This is a genomic window from Paraburkholderia sp. J8-2 (assembly GCF_905220195.1).
Taxonomy (GTDB): Bacteria; Pseudomonadota; Gammaproteobacteria; order Burkholderiales; family Burkholderiaceae; genus Paraburkholderia.
The window spans coordinates 19,164-36,049 of sequence record NZ_CAJMZA010000014.1; the positions used below are offsets into that span (position 1 = coordinate 19,164).

Consider the following 16,886-nt stretch of genomic DNA (forward strand, 5'->3'; position numbering starts at 1 on the left):
TCACTGCAGCACCGGCAGCGCGCACGGCATCGGCGCGCTGCCAGCGCGACTTCCCGCGTGACTTCCTTTATTGACCGACCAGCGAGACCCCGCACCATGCCAAAATTCGCCGCGAACCTCACCATGCTGTTCAACGAAGTGCCCTTCCTCGACCGCTTTGCCGCGGCAGCACAAGCGGGCTTCGACGCCGTGGAGTTCCTGTTCCCGTATCCGTACAAGGCCACCGAACTGGCCGAGCGTCTCGAAGTCAACGGGCTGAAGCTCGTACTTCACAATCTGCCCGCCGGCAACTGGGAAGCGGGCGAGCGCGGCATTGCCTGCCTGCCCGATCGCCGTGGCGAGTTCCAGGAAGGTGTCGGCCGCGCGATCGAGTACGCGAAGGCGCTGAAGGTGCCGCAGCTCAACTGCCTCGTCGGCATTCCGACGGCTGGCGTCGATCGCGAGACGGCGCTTGCCACGATCGTCGATAACCTTCGCTTTGCCGCTGGCGAACTGAAGCGCGAAGGCATCCGCCTGCTGGTCGAGCCGTGCAACGGGTACGACATTCCCGGCTTCGCGCTGAACCGCTCCGCCGAAGCGCTCGACGTGATCGAAAAGACCGGATCGGACAACCTGTTCCTGCAGTACGACATCTATCACATGCAGCGCATGGAAGGCGAACTCGCCGCGACGATCAAGAAGCACTTCGCGAAGATCGCCCACATTCAGCTCGCCGACAATCCTGGCCGCAACGAACCCGGCACGGGCGAAATCCACTACCCGTTCCTGTTCGATCTGCTCGACTCGCTCGGCTACGAAGGCCACATCGGCTGCGAGTACAAGCCTCGCACGACGACTGTCGAAGGCCTCAGCTGGCTGCGCAGCGCAAAGCAGCGCACCGCCGAACTGGCCTGAGCGCGGTCGCCCGCCACGACGCACATTCACGCATTCGCTTTAACGGAGACACACAAGATGGCAAAGATTGGCTTTATCGGACTCGGGATCATGGGCGCGCACATGGCGCGCAACCTCATCAAGGGCGGTCACACGCTCGCCGTGAACGGCAAGTACCCGGTACCCGACGACCTGCGCACGCAAACCGAAGTCGTCGCCGATTCGACGGCTGTCGCGAAGGTGTCGGACATCGTCATCGTGATGGTGCCGGACACGCCTGATGTCGCCAACGTCCTGTTCGCCGACGACGGCGTCGCCAAGGGTCTCTCGGCTGGCAAGCTCGTGATCGACATGAGCTCGATCTCGCCGCTCGAAACGCAACAGTTCGCCAAGCAGATCAACGCGCTCGGCTGCGACTATCTCGACGCACCGGTTTCGGGCGGCGAAGTCGGCGCACGCGAAGCCACGCTCTCGATCATGGTCGGCGGCCCGGAAAAGGCGTTTGATTCCGCCAAGCCCCTGTTCGAACTGATGGGCAAGAACATCTCGCTCGTCGGTGACAACGGCGCGGGCCAGACCACGAAAGTCGCGAACCAGATCATCGTCGCGCTGAACATCGAGGCCGTGGCCGAAGCGCTGCTGTTCGCAGCACGTTCGGGCGCCGACCCCGAGCGCGTGCGCAAGGCCCTCATGGGCGGCTTCGCTTCGTCGCGCATTCTCGAAGTGCACGGCGAACGCATGACCAAGCGCACGTTCAATCCGGGCTTCCGTATCGAATTGCACCAGAAGGACCTGAACCTCGCGCTCGACGGCGCACGCAAGCTGGGTATCGCACTGCCGCACACCGCGAGCGCACAGCAACTCTTCAGCGTGTGCGCCGCGAACGGCGGCAAGGCGTGGGATCACTCGGCAATGATTCGCGCGCTCGAAATCATGGCGAACTTCGAGATCGCCGAACCGCAAGCGCAAGTGAAGGCGGCTTGAGTTTCAGCGGTTGCAGGACGGCGGTTCGCGCGACGTAATGCGCGAACCGCCCGCAGAACCGGATCACGCACATCGGCTCGCGCGCAATGGCTACAGCGCACGAGCCTCCCGTGGGGCGCTTCGCGGCGGCGGCAACCGACGCGAGGCAAATCGGTGCCGCTCTGGGCTGAGGGCGGCCAGTGGGGTCCGAAAGCGGCGCCCGGTGACGGCGGGGAAGCCTTGGTCGGTCAGACGTCGTCATCGGGTGTCCGCGTGTCGGATGCCCGTTTTTGCGTTGACTTCGCTTCGCCCTTTCTTTCTCAAGAGCGAGTAAGCGATTTCACCTTGAAAACGAAATCGATTTCAACCGCTGCACCCTTGGGCAATTGCAAAACACCGACCGAAGTCCGCGTGTGCACGCCCACCTCGCCCAAGACCGAATACAACGCATCGGATGCACCGTCGGCTACTTCGCTTTGCAGCGTGAAGTCAGCCGCGCTGCGGACGAATACGGTAATCCGTGGAACGGCCGATATCGCGTCCAGCGAACCCAAAGCGCCCCTGGCGAGAGCCAGCGCTCGAACGGTGGACGTCGCGGCTGCCTGGCGGGCTTCATCGAGTGAGATTGATTCACCAACAATGCCAACAAAGCGAACCACGTCCCCAATCCGGGGAAGTTGACCTGCAATGTAAGCGACATTCTCGTCAACCAGCACGGGGATGTACTTTCCTCCCGCCTTGATGGGTTCGTTCAGGTCAAAACCCAGCTCAATCGCTAACTGTTGTAGCCTTTCGTCTCTGGTCGTCACGTTGCTTTCCCCCTTGTCTCAGACTGCGATCATACAGCGCAGGGGTATTCCTTCAGGCGATGCCTTCGGGACACATGCCCGCCTGCGCTGCAGCAAGCGCGATCACACGCAAGCACGGCCAGAAACGCAACAGGCCTTGCGGACGAATCCGCAAGGCCTGTTTTTCGTTTTGCACTGTCTGGCTCAGTACGTGTCGAACGCGTCCTGCAGCCCCGCCGTGTCGGTCATGCCAGCAGCGAGTGCGAGCAGCAACAGTACACGCGCCTTGTACGGGCTAAGCGTGCCCGAAGAAACGAAGCCGAGCGCGTCGTCCTTCGCCGCGCCGTTGTGCATCACGTGACCCGAGCCGACGCGCGAGGCGCGCACGACGGCCACACCCTTCGCGGCCGCTTCGGCCAGCGACTGCTGCAACCCGCCGTGAATCGAGCCATTGCCGGTGCCGGCCACGACGAGCCCATCCACACCGGCGGCCACGAGCGCTTCGACCGCTGCACGCGACACACCCGCGTAGCTCGTCACGATCTCGACCATCGGCCATTGAACCGCTGCCGTGAACGGCGCATCGACCGTATGCGGGCGCAGCGCGCGGCGCTGGAATTCCACGCGCCCATCCTGCACCCAGCCCAGCGCACCGATTTCCGGCGACTGGAACGCATCCACCGCGTAGGTGCTGACCTTCGCGACGTCGCGTGCGCAATGAATGCGGTTGTTGAACGCCACCAGCACACCCTGCCCCGCCGCCGCCTCGCTCGCCGCGAGCGTGACGGCGTTGAGCAGATTGAGCGGACCGTCGGCGGAAAGCGCCGTGGCGGGCCGCATGGCCGCCGTCAAGATGCACGGCTTCGCACTCTTCACCGTGAGATGCAGCAGATACGCGGTTTCTTCGAGCGTGTCCGTGCCGTGCGTGATCACGACGCCGTCGATCTCGTCGCTGGCCAGCAGTTCGTTCACGCGCTGCGCGAGCGTGGACCACAGCGCGAGCGACATGTCCTTGCTGTCGATGCTCGCGATCTGCTCGGCGTGGATCTGCGCGATGGCGTCGAGGCCTGGCACAGCCGCCAGAAGCTGCGCGACACCAATCACGCCGGCCTGGTAACCCGCGGTGTTCGCTGCGTCCGCAGCCGAGCCCGCGATCGTGCCGCCCGTGGCGAGCACAGCGATGCGCGGGAGCGCCTTGGGCGCCGCCGCGGAAGAGGAAGTGGAAGTATTCATGGCGGCGATTTTAAGCGATCCGCCGCCCGTCGGGAAAATCAGCCCGCCTTTCAGGTTGCCTCACGCAACTGGCTCGCGATCTGCTGTTCTGTGAGTTGCGGCGCGAACATTTCGATGAGCCGGTACGCATACTGGCGCAGGAACGCGCCCTTGCGCAGGCCCACTCGCGTCGTGCTCGCTTCGAACAGATGCTCCGTGTCGAGCGCAACGAGTTCGCTGTCGCGCTTCGGGTCGTAGGCCATTGCCGCGACGATGCCCACACCCATGCCGAGTTCGACATAGGTCTTGATCACGTCCGCGTCGATGGCGGTCAGCACCACGTCGGGCACCACGCCCGCCTTCGCGAACGCCTGGTCGATATGCGAGCGGCCCGTGAAGTCCTGGTCGTAGGTGATGATCGGATATTCGGCCACGTCTTCGAGCGTGAGGTTTTCGCGGCCCACGAGCGGATGCGTCTTCGGCACGACCACCACGTGATGCCACGAGTAGCACGGGAACGTGACGATATCGGGGAAGCGGTCGAGCGCTTCGGTCGAGATGCCGATGTCGGCCTCGCCGTTGATGATCATCTGCGCGATCTGCTGCGGATTGCCCTGGCGCAGCGCGAGGTGGACTTTCGGAAACACTTCGCGGAACTGGTGCACGACCTTCGGCAGCGCGTAACGCGCCTGCGTGTGCGTCGTCGCGACCACGAGGTGACCGCTGTCCTGGTCGGCGAACTGGCGCGCCACGCGGCGCAGGTTCTCGGCGTCGAGCAGCATGCGCTCGATCAGTTGATGCACCGCCTTGCCCGGCTCCGTGAGGCCCGTCAAGCGCTTGCCGCGACGAATGAAGATGTCCACGCCGAGCTCGTCTTCGAGATCCTTGATCTGCTTGGAGACGCCCGACTGCGACGTGTACAGCACGTTAGCCACTTCGGTCAGGTTCATGTTCTGCCGCACGGCTTCGCGCACGAAACGCAACTGCTGAAAATTCATGGTCTTCTCTCCGGGACTGCTGACCGATTGTTCGTTTTTGTCGATGTGAGCACTGTAACGCGCATTGCGCCGCGATTTAAGCCGCGAGTTTAAGCCGGGAATCTAAGCCGGGAAAACGCGCAGCCCGCGCGGCACCGCCGTCACGCCCTGGCCCACCGTCAGCCCGAGCGCGCGCCACGACTCGCGGTCGAGCTCGGCTTCGAGCGCGCCGCCGGTGCGGCTTTCCAGCTCCACGCGCACCGAGCCGCCCAGCGTCACCACCCGGCGCACGTCGACGACGATGCCGTCGCGATGCTCGCTCGCTTCGCGGTGCAGCACGAGGTCGTGCGGACGCACGTAGGCGAGCGCCGGGCCTTCGAAGCTCGCGTGCACCGAGATCGGCTGCGCCGCGCCTTCGGCCACGAAGCCGCGTGCATCCACACTGCCGCGCAGCCGGTTCGCGGCGCCGAGAAACTCGTAGACGAAAGCCGTCTGTGGATGATCATAGACGTCCTGCGGGCTGCCCACCTGCTCCACATGCCCATGATTCATCACCACGATGCGATCGGCCACTTCGAGCGCCTCTTCCTGGTCGTGCGTGACGAAGATCGTCGAGATGTGCAGGTCGTCGTGCAGGCGGCGCAGCCATGAGCGCAATTCCTTGCGCACCTTGGCGTCGAGCGCGCCGAACGGCTCGTCGAGCAGCAGCACCTTCGGCTCCACGGCGAGCGCGCGCGCGAGCGCGATGCGCTGACGCTGGCCGCCCGACAGTTCGGACGGGTAACGCTGGGCAAGCCAGTCGAGCTGCACGAGCTTGAGCAGCTCATGCACCTTTTCGCGGATCACAGCCTCCGAGGGCCGCTCGCCGCGCGGCTTCACGCGCAGGCCGAACGCCACGTTCTCGAACACCGTCATATGGCGGAACAGCGCGTAATGCTGGAACACGAAGCCCACCTGGCGCTCACGCGCGCCCACCTCGCCCACGTCCTGGCCTTGCAGCACGACCTGGCCCGCGTCGGCGTATTCAAGGCCCGCGATCACGCGCAGCAGCGTGGTCTTGCCACAACCGGAAGGTCCGAGCAGCGCAACCAGTTCGCCCGGCGGAAAGTCGAGCGAGACGTTGTCGAGGGCGGTGAAGTCGCCGAAGCGCTTGTGCAGATTGCTGACGGTGATGCCCATGGTTACTGCTCCCCTACTTGAATCGGTTGGCGCACGGCGCGCGCCGTTGCGTGATCTGTCGCGTGTTGTGAAGCGTGTTGCACGGCCACCGGTTGCGGGCCGGCGTAGGCGGGAATGTCATCGGCGCTGCGCAGTTGCGCCGAAAGACGGCGCTCCGCGAGCAGCTTCAGGCCCAGCGTGACGAGTGCGAGCAACGCGAGCAGCGATGCCACGGCAAACGCCGCCGCGAAGTTGTACTCGTTGTAAAGGATCTCGACGTGCAGCGGCATCGTATCGGTCTGGCCGCGAATATGGCCCGACACCACCGAAACCGCACCGAACTCGCCCATCGCGCGCGCGTTGCAAAGAATCACGCCGTACAGCAAGCCCCAGCGAATGTTGGGCAGCGTCACGCGGCGGAACATCTGCCAGCCCGAGGCGCCCAGCACGTGCGCGGCCTCTTCTTCATCGTTGCCCTGCGCCTGCATCAGCGGAATCAGCTCGCGCGCAACGAACGGGAATGTCACGAAGATCGTGGCCAGCACGATGCCCGGCACCGCGAAGATGATCTGCACGTTATGGTCTTCGAGCCACGGCCCAAGCCACCCCTGCGCGCCGAACAGCAGCACATAGATGAGACCCGAGATCACAGGCGAGACCGAAAACGGCAGGTCGATCAGCGTGGTGAGCAGCGCCTTGCCGCGAAACTCGAACTTCGCGATCGCCCACGAAGCCGCGAGACCGAAGGCCAGATTCAGCGGCACCGCGATCGCCGCGGTGATCAGCGTGAGCTTGATCGCGGAGAGTGCGTCGGGGTCGACGAGCGACGTGAAGTAGAAGCCAATGCCCTTCGAAAGCGCCTGCCAGAACACGGCAACGAGCGGCACCACGAGAAAGAGCGCGAGAAACGCGAGCGCGATGCCGGTCAGGAGCCAGCGCACCCACGGCGCTTCGGTGACCGGGTCCGGCCGGCGCGTGCTGCGTTGTTGCGGCAGCGTGCTCATTGCGCACCTCCCGCGACGGTTGCGCCCACCACGGCATTCGGCGCGCTGCCGGCCGAAACGCCCCGGCTCGTACGGCGTTGCAAATACCACTGCAGCGAGTTGATGAGAAGCAGCATGACGAACGAAACGCAGAGCATCATCACGGCAAGCGCGGTCGCGCCGGCGTAGTCGTATTGTTCGAGCTTCGTGATGATGAGAAGCGACGTGATCTCCGACTTCATCGGCACGTTGCCGGCGATGAAGATGACCGAGCCATACTCGCCCAGCGCGCGCGCGAACGCGAGCGCGAAGCCGGTGAGCAGCGCCGGCAGCACCGCGGGCAGCACGACGCGGCGGAACGTGAGCCAGCGCGAGGCGCCAAGGCACGCTGCGGCCTCCTCCTGCTCGCGCTCGAAGTCCTCGAGCACCGGCTGCACCGTGCGCACGACGAACGGCAAGCCGATGAAGGTCAGCGCGACGAGCACGCCAAGCGGCGTGAACGCGATCTTCAGACCGAGCGGTTCCAGGAACTGGCCAATCCAGCCATTGCCCGCGTACACGGCGGCGAGCGAAATGCCCGCGACGGACGTCGGCAGCGCGAACGGCAGATCGACGAGCGCATCGATCACGCGTTTGAACGGGAACGGATAGCGCACGAGCACCCACGCGAGCAGGAACCCGAACACCGCGTTGATGAGCGCCCCGCCGAGCGCGGCCGTGAACGTGAGCCGGTACGACGCGATCACGCGCGGCGACCACACGGCGCGCACGAACTGGCTCCAGTCGAGCGTCGCCGTCTTGAGGAAGGTGGCGGCAAGCGGAATGAGCACCACGAGGCTCAGGTAAGCCACCGTGATGCCGAGCGTCACGCCGAAGCCCGGCAGCGCACTGGGCTTGCGCAATCGAAACGTTGTCATGCTCATCGTCCAGACATGGGTTGCGCGCTTGCCGGGTTCGCCGGCGGCGCCGAAAAGCGCGCCCGTGGGCGCGCTTCTTTGTTATGCGGTCGCGTCGCGATCGACTGCCAACCGGTACTGCGGTACTGCGGTACAGCGGTGTTGCGTGACTTACTGCGGCTGGTAGATCGAATCGAACACGCCGCCATCTGCGAAATGCGTCTTCTGCGCGTTGGTCCAGCCGCCGAACGTGTCGTCAACCGTGTAAAGCTTCAGCTTCGGAAACTTCGCCGTGAGCGCCGCCGGGACCTTGTCCGAACGCGGACGGTAGAAGTTCTTCGCGGCGATCTCCTGGCCCTCTTCGCTATAGAGGAACTGCAGGTAGGCCTCGGCCTCCTTGCGCGTGCCCTTCTTTTCGACGACCTTGTCCACCACCGCAACCGGCGGCTCAGCCAGAATGCTCACCGAAGGGACCACGATCTCGAACTTGTCCGGGCCGAATTCCTTGAGCGAAAGGAATGCTTCGTTCTCCCATGCGATCAGCACATCGCCGATACCGCGCTGCACGAAGCTCGTCGTCGCACCTCGCGCGCCCGAGTCGAGCACGCCTGCATTCTTGTAGAGCTTCGAGACGAAGTCCTTGGCCTTCTGCTCGTTGCCGCCCGGCTGGTGCAGCGCATAGGCCCACGCCGCGAGATAGTTCCAGCGCGCGCCGCCCGAGGTCTTCGGATTCGGCGTGACGATCGACACGCCCGGCTTCGTCAGATCGTCCCAGTCCTTGATGTGCTTGGGGTTGCCCTTGCGCACGAGAAACACGATCGTCGACGTGTACGGCGAGGCGTTGTCGGGCAAGCGCTTTTGCCAGTCCTTCGCAACGATGCCCTTGTTGGCGAGCGCGTCGATGTCCCATGCGAGCGCCAGCGTCACAACGTCGGCCTGCAGGCCGTCGAGCACCGAGCGCGCCTGCGCACCCGAGCCGCCGTGCGACTGCTTGATGGTGAGCGTTTCGCCCGTCTTCGCCTTCCACTGCTTGATGAAGGCCTCGTTAATGTCCTGATACAGCTCGCGCGTCGGATCGTAGGAGACGTTGAGCAGCGACGTGTCCGCGTGAGCGGCCACGGGCGCCATCGCCGTAACTGCGACGAGCGGCGCAACGCCGATAACCAGTTTTGCCGCCAGTGATTTCAGCCAGCCTGCGCGCCCCGTATGTGTCGTGCCCATCTATCTGTTCTCCGTTTTCGTGTGTGCTCGTTCGCGCTCATCCGTGCGCATCTGCGAATTGCAGCTAACGATGGAGGCCAGTCTAGCGATCCGCTTACATTATTAAAAATGATGTTTTCTCATTTTTTAATACGCAAAAGTGGTAAGGACAGAGGAAGTCGCTGCTAGAGCGCGATTTCGTCCGCACAAACGCGGGAAAACGGCCTGATAGCAACGCTCAGTTGACGAACTTCAAGTAACACTTGAAAAGTGGCGAGTACTGTATAAAAATACAGTTACCTGTTCAAACATACAGTGGCGCCATGACCAAACTCACCGCACGACAGCAGCAGGTTTTCGATCTGGTTCGCCGGGCGATCGAACGCACGGGCTTCCCGCCCACGCGCGCCGAGATCGCGGCGGAACTCGGCTTCAGCTCGGCCAACTCCGCGGAGGAGCATCTGCGCGCGCTGGCGCGCAAGGGCGTGATCGAACTGGCTGCGGGCGCCTCGCGCGGCATCCGCCTCATGCCGGGGCCCGACGACCTGCCGCACCAGTTCACGCTCCCGCACCCGAGCATCATGCAGCTCTCACTGCCGCTCGTTGGCCGCGTCGCAGCGGGTAGCCCGATCCTCGCGCAGGAGCACATCTCGCAGAACTACATGTGCGACCCGGCACTGTTCTCGAGCCGCCCTGACTATCTGCTGAAAGTGCGCGGCCTTTCCATGCGCGACGCCGGCATTCTCGACGGCGACCTGCTCGCCGTGCAGAAGAAGGCCGAAGCGAAAGACGGGCAAATCATCGTGGCGCGCCTTGGCGACGACGTCACCGTGAAGCGGCTGAAGCGCCGTTCGAACGGGCTCGAACTGATCGCCGAGAACCCCGATTACGACAATATTTTTGTCGAGGCTGGCAGCGCGGAATTCGCGCTGGAAGGCATCGCGGTTGGCCTGATCCGCCCCACCGAATTCTAAGCAATCCGTCTGCGCGCGTTGTGCGCTGAGTTTACGCACTACCTGGAGAGAGTCATGGAACGCCTTGCCCGCTTGCTGCCCTTCCGTCAATTCGGCCGTCTTCGCCACCTCCGTGGAATCGCCTCTTGCGCGGTGCGCGAGGTGCGCGACTCGGCCGCCGCACTGAGCGGCTCGCTCTTCGAAGATTCGCCAGAGATGGTGGCCGCCAGCACGGCCGACCTGCCGGCGCTGCCCTCGGCCCAGCCGGCGTTTGCGCGCGTGTCGCTCAACAGCACGCTCAACACCGAGCAGCCCATGCGCCGCGCGCCGGTGCGGGTCTATCAAGGTCAGTCGCGGCTCATTCTCGTCGGCACGGTTGACGCGGTCTGCCGTGCGATCGACCGCTGCATCGCGGAGCAGCACAGCGACCTGCCTGCAGCGCTGGCGAAGTAAGGTCGAATCGAGCGCGAATTCGCCAATACGCGGCTCAAATGTGAGAAGAGGTTACGGTCGGGATCGTTTAATCAAGTTTGCGGTCAACACCCTGTTTGAACGATTTGTCCTATGCCGATGACGGAATCTCCCTCAACCCCTCGTAAAACCCAAGGCTGGAAGAAGCCCGTAGCGATCACCGTTGCGCTCGCCATGATTGTTGGCGCGCTTGGCTACGCGTATGCGTCGCCCTATATCGCGGTGAAACACATGAAAGCCGCCGCCGACGCTCGCGACGCCGCCACGCTCAACGAGTACGTCGATTACCCTGCGCTGCGCCTGAGCCTCAAACAGCAGGTTGGCGAGATGCTGCATCGGCGCATCGAAGGGCAACACAGCAGCAATCCGCTGCTGATCCTCGGCGCCGTGATTGGTGCGGCACTGATCAGTCCGCTCGTGGATGCCTACGCAACGCCAGAAGGCGTGGCCGCCCTGCTGAGCGGCATGCCGCCGACAGGCAAGCCTGGCGACCGGCCGCACGCGCCGCCGCCGACGGAGTCCAGCGAGCAATCGGCAGAATCCGCGCAATCGGCGCAATCGGCACAATCGGCGCCGTCACCGGCCCCAGCGGCGTCGGGCAATCCCGCGCCCGAGGCTCGGCCGGTCACCACGGCCGGCTATCGCGGCCTCAATGAATTCGCGCTCACGTGGGAGCGCGGCAATACGGGCGAGCACTATGCCGCCATCCTGCAGCGTCACGGGCTCTTCTCGTGGAAGCTCGCAGCGGTCGAGCTAGACGAAGGAAGCGTCTCGAACTGAGACAGATTGGGAGCGAAAACGGAAACAGGCCGGTTCCGTGCGAACCGGCCCGCTTGGTCCTGCTTGATCCCGCTCAATCAACTAAGCGGCGGCTTGCTGCTGTTTTTCCTCAGCCGCCGACGAACACGCCACGAGAATGCTGCACGACACGCGGTCGAGCAGCGGCGTATTGCCCGCGCCCATCCACCAGCGCGAAAGCCCCGTGCGGCAGCGGTGACCCACCACCACGAGGTCGGCATTCAGTTCGTTGGCCAGATTTGCGATTTCGTCGATCGGATGCCCGAACGCGAAGTGCCCCTGGGCGCGCACACCACGCTCGGTTAGCCAGTCCACGCCTTCCTGAAGGATTTCGCGCGCCGTTTCCTCGAAGCGGCCGCAGGCCACATCGGTCAGCAGGCCCGCGCTCTGCGCGATCGTCGAGCGCATGTCGACAACCGAGAGCAGATGCGTTTCCGCCTGCAGATCGAGCGCAAGGTCGGCGCCGCAACGCAGTGCCTTGCGGCCTTCGCGCGAGCCGTCGTAACAGAGCAGAATTTTTTTGTAGCTCGCCATGATCGCTTCTCCCCGCCCGCGTGATTTGCAGGCTGTGCGATTCTCATGATGGTGCGCCGCAATTCCACACGCAAGGGCTGGAAAACGCCAGGTGGGCATCGAAAACCGCCAGATGCGTCTTAGGCAACGCACACCTCTTGTGCATGGCCTGATGCTTGCCGCGACATGCATTCGCCTCGTGCCACGTCGAACGGCCTGGAAGCGCCGCCCAACCCGCCACGCAGCAATGCACTAAAATGGGCCGCCTTGTTTCGCGCGATTGTTCGTTTGCTTTTGCGTTCGCTCTTGCGTGCGCCTCGCGCGACACCCGTTCGACTCACGTTCAACTGGTCCATGTCCGCACCCGCCATCGAATTCGAGCAGGTCATCAAACATTACGGAGACAGGACGGTCGTCAACGGCCTGTCGTTCAACGTCCTCCCCGGTGAATGCTTCGGGCTGCTCGGCCCCAATGGCGCTGGGAAAACCACGACGCTGCGCATGCTGCTCGGCATCGTTTCGCCCGATGCGGGTCGCATCAGCCTGTGTGGCGAGCCGGTGCCCGCTCGCGCGCGTCACGCCCGCCAGCGCGTGGGCGTCGTGCCGCAGTTCGACAATCTCGACCCCGACTTCACCGTGCGCGAGAACCTGCTCGTGTTCGGCCGTTACTTCGGCTTGTCCGCGCGTGAAACGCGTGACCTCGTCGCGCCGCTGCTCGAATTCGCGCGCCTCGAAAGCAAAGCCGATGCGCGCGTAGGTGAGCTCTCGGGCGGCATGCGCCGCCGTCTCACACTGGCGCGCGCGCTCGTGAACGACCCCGACGTGCTCGTGATGGACGAGCCCACGACAGGCCTCGACCCGCAGGCGCGGCATCTGATCTGGGAGCGGCTGCGCTCGCTGCTCGCGCGCGGCAAGACGATTCTCCTCACCACGCATTTCATGGAGGAGGCCGAACGACTTTGCAATCGCGTCTGCGTGATCGAGGAAGGCCGCAAGATCGCCGAGGGTGCGCCCAAGGCGCTGATCGAATCGGAGATCGGCTGCGATGTGATCGAGGTGTACGGCCCGGACCCGGTCTCGCTGCGCGACGAGCTTGCAGCCGATGCGAAGCGCACGGAGATCAGCGGCGAGACGCTATTCTGCTATGTCGATGACCCCGCGCCCGTGCATGCGAAGCTGCGCCACCGCTCGGATCTACGCTACCTGCACCGGCCCGCGAATCTCGAAGACGTGTTCCTGCGGCTCACAGGCCGCGAGATGCAGGATTAATGCGCCAGGATTAATGCGGCAGGATTGACGGCGGCATACGAATCGCCAAGGACACCATGCAGACACGCACCAACAACCCGACGCCCTCGCGCCCCACCCAAGCGCCCATGCGCGAGCCGCGCGCCGCGCTGCCTTCGAACGCCACGCACTGGATCGCCGTGTGGCGGCGCAATTATCTGGTCTGGCGCAAGCTCGCCCTTGCGTCGATGTTCGGCAATCTCGCCGACCCGATGATCTATCTCTTCGGTCTCGGCTTCGGGCTTGGGCTGATGGTGGGGCACGTCGACGGCGTCTCGTACATCGCGTTTCTCGCGGCGGGGACGGTGTCGTCCTCGGTCATGATGTCGGCGAGCTTCGAGTCAATGTACTCGGGCTTCTCGCGCATGCACGTGCAGCGCACGTGGGAGGCGATCATGCACACGCCGCTCACGCTTGGCGACGTCGTGCTAGGCGAAGTCATGTGGGCCGCGAGCAAGTCGATGCTCTCGGGCGCGGCGATCATGGTGGTGGCCGGTTTGCTCGGCTACGCGAGTTTTCCTTCCATGCTGCTCGCGCTGCCCGTGATCGCGCTTGCGGGCCTCGCGTTCGCGAGCTGCGCGATGATCGTCACCGCGCTCGCGCCGTCCTACGACTTCTTCATGTTCTATCAAACGCTCGTGCTCACGCCCATGCTGCTGCTCTCGGGCGTGTTCTTCCCGATCGCACAGTTGCCCGCGGCCGCGCAGCACATCACGCTGATGCTGCCGCTCGCGCACGCCGTCGCGTTGATCCGCCCCGCCATGCTCGACCGGCCTGTCGAGCAGGCCGGGCTGCACCTGCTCGTGCTCGCGATTTACGTGGTGGTGCCGTTCGCGATCGCTTCGGTGCTGTTTCGCCGGCGCATGATGCGTTGAAGGACGTTTAAGCACATTAAGGCACGCCAAGGCATCGCTAGGCACTCAGTCCTCGTCGTCTCCCCAGGGAATATCGACGTCCGAAATAAACGCGACCGTCGCGAACGGGCCGCCTTCCTGGCGGCCGATCTTGCCGTCGGCGCGATGCCATTCCACGCGAAACATCGTCGATTGGGTCTGGGCGAGCAAACGCACCGTGCGGATCTCTTCCGGGTCCGACTCCTCCACCGGGCCATCGAGCGAAACCAGCAGCGACTGCGGCCACAGACCGTCGGCCGGGTCGTAAATGCGATCGCCGTCGGGAATCGAGGTGTCCGCTTCGACGCCGATGGTGGCCGAAGCCTCGACGATCATCTTGCCGAGCGCGCGCAGCACTGCGGTGGCGCGGGCCGAATTGGCCTGGCGGATGGCGAGATCGCCGCGCGTGAGCGCCTGCTCGAGTTTCGGATTGGTTTTTTGCTTTGCCATGCTGGTTTTCGGGCCGCGGCCCGCTCCGTGGCGGACGGCGAACCGCCCGCGTATTACAAGAATGCCAACGCTGAACGCATGGCGACTGCCTCGTCGCGACGTCCCTAGAAGCCGAGGGTCACCGCCGCGAGCCCCGCGACGATGCCGAAGAACACCACCGTCGAGCCCACGACGACGAGCATGCGCGGCCGGAACGAGCCCGCCAGCATCGCGAACGACGGCACGCTCACGGGCGGCAGCGTCATCAGAAGCGCGCCCGCGGGCCCCACGCCCATGCCGAGCGCGAGCATCGCCTGAATGATGGGGACCTCGCCGGCCGTCGGGATCACGAACAGCATGCCGACCACGGCAAACGTGACGATCCAGCCAAGGCTGCTCGTCACTTCCGGGCCGATATGCGGAAAGAGCCACGCGCGCGCGGCGCCGAGCAGCAGCACGAGCACGATGTACTCCGGCACGAGACGCACGGCCATGCGCGCGAAGATGCGCGCCCAGCGCACGAAGACGTTGCCGCCTTGCGCCTGTTGCTCGGTGAGAAGCGCCAGGCGGTCTTCGGCGGCACGCGACTCCTCGGGCGTGACGAGCCGGTTGCAAACCCAGCCAAGGCCGAACACCATCAACAGGCCCAGCGCGAGGCGCAGCGCGCTCCACTGCCAGCCCAGCACGAAGCCCATGAACACGAGCGTGGCGGGATTGAGCACGGAGTTGCCGAGCCAGAATGCAATCGCGCCGCCTGCCGACGCATTGCGCGCGCGCAGGCCCACAACCACGGGCGCGGCGCAGCAGGTGCACATCATGCCGGGCACCGCGAGCAGGCCGCCCGCCGCGACACTGCCAAAGCCGCGCCGGCCGAGCACGCGCGCGACCCATTGCACGGGCAGGAGCGCCTGCACGCCGGAGCCGAGCAGCAGGCCGAGCACCATGGCCTGCCAGATCGCCTTGCCGTAAGCGAAGGCGTAATCGAGCGCGGCGGAGAACGAGGGATCCGGCGCTGTGGACGCGCCGCCCATCAGGATCGATTTGCCGATGGAGTGGGTTTCCTCGGCGGTGAATGCGCGGTGATAGTACGGGAACCACTTCACGTAGAAGAGACCGGCCACCGCAAGCAAAATAAAAATGGGCCAGCCATAGGACGGAGGTGATTGCGCTGGACGTGCGCTCGTCATTTTGAATTCTCCGGGCTTGAGCGTATGGACGGCCGGTCGGGGCGCCGTCACACGAAGCGTGATGGTGCCCCAACCAGCGCATGCTGGATCGTAGTGTATGCCTTGCGAATCGCCAACGACTTTGCCGAGTTAGCCGCTAACGCGGCGCGGCGCAGCGCAGCGCGGCCCGGAAGGGACCGCGCTGCGCCCTGCTATTCCGCTTAAGGGGCAGGATTAGGCTGCTGCTCGTGCAGCACGTCGATCTGCGCGAGCAATTCGGGGGTGAGCTTGACGTTGGCGCTGGCGATGTTTTCCTTCAACTGCTCGAGCGAGGTCGCGCCGATCAGATTGCTGGTGAGGAACGGCCGGCTGTTGACGAAAGCGAGCGCGAACTGCGCGGGCGTATAGCCGTGCGCCCGGGCGAGTTCCACGTAGCGCGTGGTCGCGGCCACCGATTCCGGCTTGCTGTAGCGCTTGAAACGCTCAAACCGCGTGATGCGCGCGCCTTCCGGACGCGCCCCGCCCTCGTACTTGCCCGACAGCCAGCCAAACGCGAGCGGCGAATACGCGAGCAGGCCCACGCCTTCGCGATGTGCGAATTCGGACAGGCCGCTTTCGAACGTGCGATTGAGCAGGCTATACGGATTCTGAATGCTGACGATGCGCGGCAGCCCCAGCTTTTCGGAGGCGCGCAGGAACTGCGCAACACCCCACGGCGTTTCGTTCGACACGCCGATATGGCGGACCTTCCCGGCCTTCACGAAATCGGCGAGCACGCTGAGCGTTTCCTCGATCGGCACCGTGTACGCGTCGTCGAGATACGGGTACATGTTGCGGCCGAACGTCATCGTGCTGCGGTCGGGCCAGTGCAGCTGATACAGATCGACGTAATCGGTCTGCAGGCGCTTCAGGCTGCCGTCGAGCGCTTCGGTCAGATTCTTGCGGTCGAACTGGTTCTGCGGCCCGCGAATGTGCTGCGGATTGTGCGGCTGGCGAGCCGGGCCCGCAATTTTGGTGGCGAGCACGATGCGCTCGCGTGCCGCGCGATGCTGCGCGAGCCAGGTCCCGATGAAACGCTCGGTCTGCCCTTGCGTCTCCGGGCGCGGCGGCACGGGGTACATTTCAGCCGCGTCGATCAGCGTGACGCCCTGGTCGAGCGCGTAGTCGATCTGTTCGTGCGCCTCGCGCTCCGTGTTCTGCTCGCCCCACGTCATCGTGCCGAGCCCGATCAGGCTCACCTTGACGTCGGTATCGCCGAGTGTGCGGTATTCCATGGAAACGTTGTCCGTCAGTTCGGTTGGGGAAACGCTGACGCTATCACGCCGC

Annotated in this window: 18 protein-coding genes; 7 read left to right on the forward strand and 11 right to left on the reverse strand. The window is 64.6% G+C overall.

What is annotated here, in order from left to right; all coding sequences use genetic code 11:
• Positions 1 to 96: 96 nt before the first annotated feature.
• Together hyi and U5A52_RS25925 are read left to right on the forward strand one after the other, a co-directional pair.
• Complete coding sequence (gene hyi / locus U5A52_RS25920) at positions 97 to 894, forward strand: hydroxypyruvate isomerase (RefSeq protein ID WP_321936723.1); 798 nt, start codon at positions 97 to 99, stop codon at positions 892 to 894.
• Between the two features lie 57 nt (positions 895 to 951).
• Positions 952 to 1,857, forward strand: a complete 906-nt coding sequence (locus U5A52_RS25925; RefSeq protein WP_321936724.1) for a 2-hydroxy-3-oxopropionate reductase — start codon at positions 952 to 954, stop codon at positions 1,855 to 1,857.
• A gap of 299 nt (positions 1,858 to 2,156) precedes the next feature.
• Here the strand turns inward: U5A52_RS25925 and U5A52_RS25930 are convergent, their stop codons facing one another.
• The 7 genes from U5A52_RS25930 to U5A52_RS25960 all read right to left on the reverse strand — a co-directional run bounded on the left by U5A52_RS25930 (position 2,157) and on the right by U5A52_RS25960 (position 9,071).
• Complete coding sequence (locus U5A52_RS25930; protein WP_321914299.1) at positions 2,157 to 2,645, reverse strand: RidA family protein; 489 nt, start codon at positions 2,643 to 2,645, stop codon at positions 2,157 to 2,159.
• A gap of 183 nt (positions 2,646 to 2,828) precedes the next feature.
• On the reverse strand, positions 2,829 to 3,857 hold the full coding sequence (locus U5A52_RS25935) for an asparaginase (protein WP_321936725.1): 1,029 nt from the start codon (positions 3,855 to 3,857) through the stop codon (positions 2,829 to 2,831).
• A gap of 50 nt (positions 3,858 to 3,907) precedes the next feature.
• Complete coding sequence (locus U5A52_RS25940) at positions 3,908 to 4,834, reverse strand: CysB family HTH-type transcriptional regulator (RefSeq protein ID WP_321914297.1); 927 nt, start codon at positions 4,832 to 4,834, stop codon at positions 3,908 to 3,910.
• Positions 4,835 to 4,936: 102 nt separating this feature from the next.
• A complete protein-coding gene (locus U5A52_RS25945) occupies positions 4,937 to 5,992 on the reverse strand; it encodes a sulfate ABC transporter ATP-binding protein (RefSeq protein WP_321914296.1) in 1,056 nt (351 codons plus the stop codon).
• Between the two features lie 2 nt (positions 5,993 to 5,994).
• Positions 5,995 to 6,975, reverse strand: a complete 981-nt coding sequence (gene cysW, locus U5A52_RS25950) for a sulfate ABC transporter permease subunit CysW (RefSeq protein WP_321936726.1) — start codon at positions 6,973 to 6,975, stop codon at positions 5,995 to 5,997.
• On the reverse strand, positions 6,972 to 7,871 hold the full coding sequence (gene cysT / locus U5A52_RS25955; RefSeq protein WP_321914294.1) for a sulfate ABC transporter permease subunit CysT: 900 nt from the start codon (positions 7,869 to 7,871) through the stop codon (positions 6,972 to 6,974). The genes cysW and cysT overlap by 4 nt, the downstream gene beginning before the upstream one ends.
• Before the next feature lie 150 nt (positions 7,872 to 8,021).
• Positions 8,022 to 9,071: a sulfate ABC transporter substrate-binding protein gene (locus tag U5A52_RS25960; protein ID WP_321914293.1), complete on the reverse strand. Its 1,050-nt coding sequence runs from the start codon at positions 9,069 to 9,071 to the stop codon at positions 8,022 to 8,024.
• Positions 9,072 to 9,373: 302 nt separating this feature from the next.
• Here U5A52_RS25960 and lexA point away from each other — a divergent pair, with 302 nt between their 5' ends.
• From lexA to U5A52_RS25975, 3 genes are all read left to right on the forward strand, one after another.
• A complete protein-coding gene (gene lexA / locus U5A52_RS25965) occupies positions 9,374 to 10,024 on the forward strand; it encodes a transcriptional repressor LexA (protein WP_158757930.1) in 651 nt (216 codons plus the stop codon).
• A gap of 54 nt (positions 10,025 to 10,078) precedes the next feature.
• Positions 10,079 to 10,456, forward strand: coding sequence for a hypothetical protein (locus tag U5A52_RS25970; protein WP_321914292.1), 378 nt, complete (start codon positions 10,079 to 10,081; stop codon positions 10,454 to 10,456).
• Positions 10,457 to 10,573: 117 nt separating this feature from the next.
• On the forward strand, positions 10,574 to 11,254 hold the full coding sequence (locus U5A52_RS25975) for a DUF2939 domain-containing protein (RefSeq protein WP_321936792.1): 681 nt from the start codon (positions 10,574 to 10,576) through the stop codon (positions 11,252 to 11,254).
• 81 nt (positions 11,255 to 11,335) lie between these two features.
• On the opposite strand, the gene U5A52_RS25980 is transcribed toward U5A52_RS25975, so the two are convergent.
• Positions 11,336 to 11,806: a universal stress protein gene (locus U5A52_RS25980; RefSeq protein ID WP_069267551.1), complete on the reverse strand. Its 471-nt coding sequence runs from the start codon at positions 11,804 to 11,806 to the stop codon at positions 11,336 to 11,338.
• Between the two features lie 333 nt (positions 11,807 to 12,139).
• On the opposite strand from U5A52_RS25980, the gene nodI reads away from it, so the two are divergent.
• Complete coding sequence (nodI, locus tag U5A52_RS25985) at positions 12,140 to 13,054, forward strand: nodulation factor ABC transporter ATP-binding protein NodI (RefSeq protein ID WP_321936727.1); 915 nt, start codon at positions 12,140 to 12,142, stop codon at positions 13,052 to 13,054.
• A gap of 56 nt (positions 13,055 to 13,110) precedes the next feature.
• Positions 13,111 to 13,947 (forward strand): ABC transporter permease, encoded by an 837-nt coding sequence (locus U5A52_RS25990; protein WP_415774055.1) that lies wholly within the window; start codon positions 13,111 to 13,113, stop codon positions 13,945 to 13,947.
• Positions 13,948 to 13,992: 45 nt separating this feature from the next.
• Here the strand turns inward: U5A52_RS25990 and U5A52_RS25995 are convergent, their stop codons facing one another.
• The 3 genes from U5A52_RS25995 to U5A52_RS26005 all read right to left on the reverse strand — a co-directional run bounded on the left by U5A52_RS25995 (position 13,993) and on the right by U5A52_RS26005 (position 16,834).
• Positions 13,993 to 14,415 carry a hypothetical protein gene (locus U5A52_RS25995; RefSeq protein WP_321914289.1) on the reverse strand — a complete coding sequence of 141 codons (423 nt, stop codon included), beginning with the start codon at positions 14,413 to 14,415 and terminating at the stop codon, positions 13,993 to 13,995.
• Positions 14,416 to 14,519: 104 nt separating this feature from the next.
• Entirely contained in the window at positions 14,520 to 15,581 is a 1,062-nt protein-coding gene (locus U5A52_RS26000; RefSeq protein WP_321936728.1) for a permease, read from the reverse strand.
• A gap of 200 nt (positions 15,582 to 15,781) precedes the next feature.
• Positions 15,782 to 16,834, reverse strand: coding sequence for an NADP(H)-dependent aldo-keto reductase (locus tag U5A52_RS26005; protein ID WP_321914287.1), 1,053 nt, complete (start codon positions 16,832 to 16,834; stop codon positions 15,782 to 15,784).
• Positions 16,835 to 16,886: the final 52 nt, after the last annotated feature.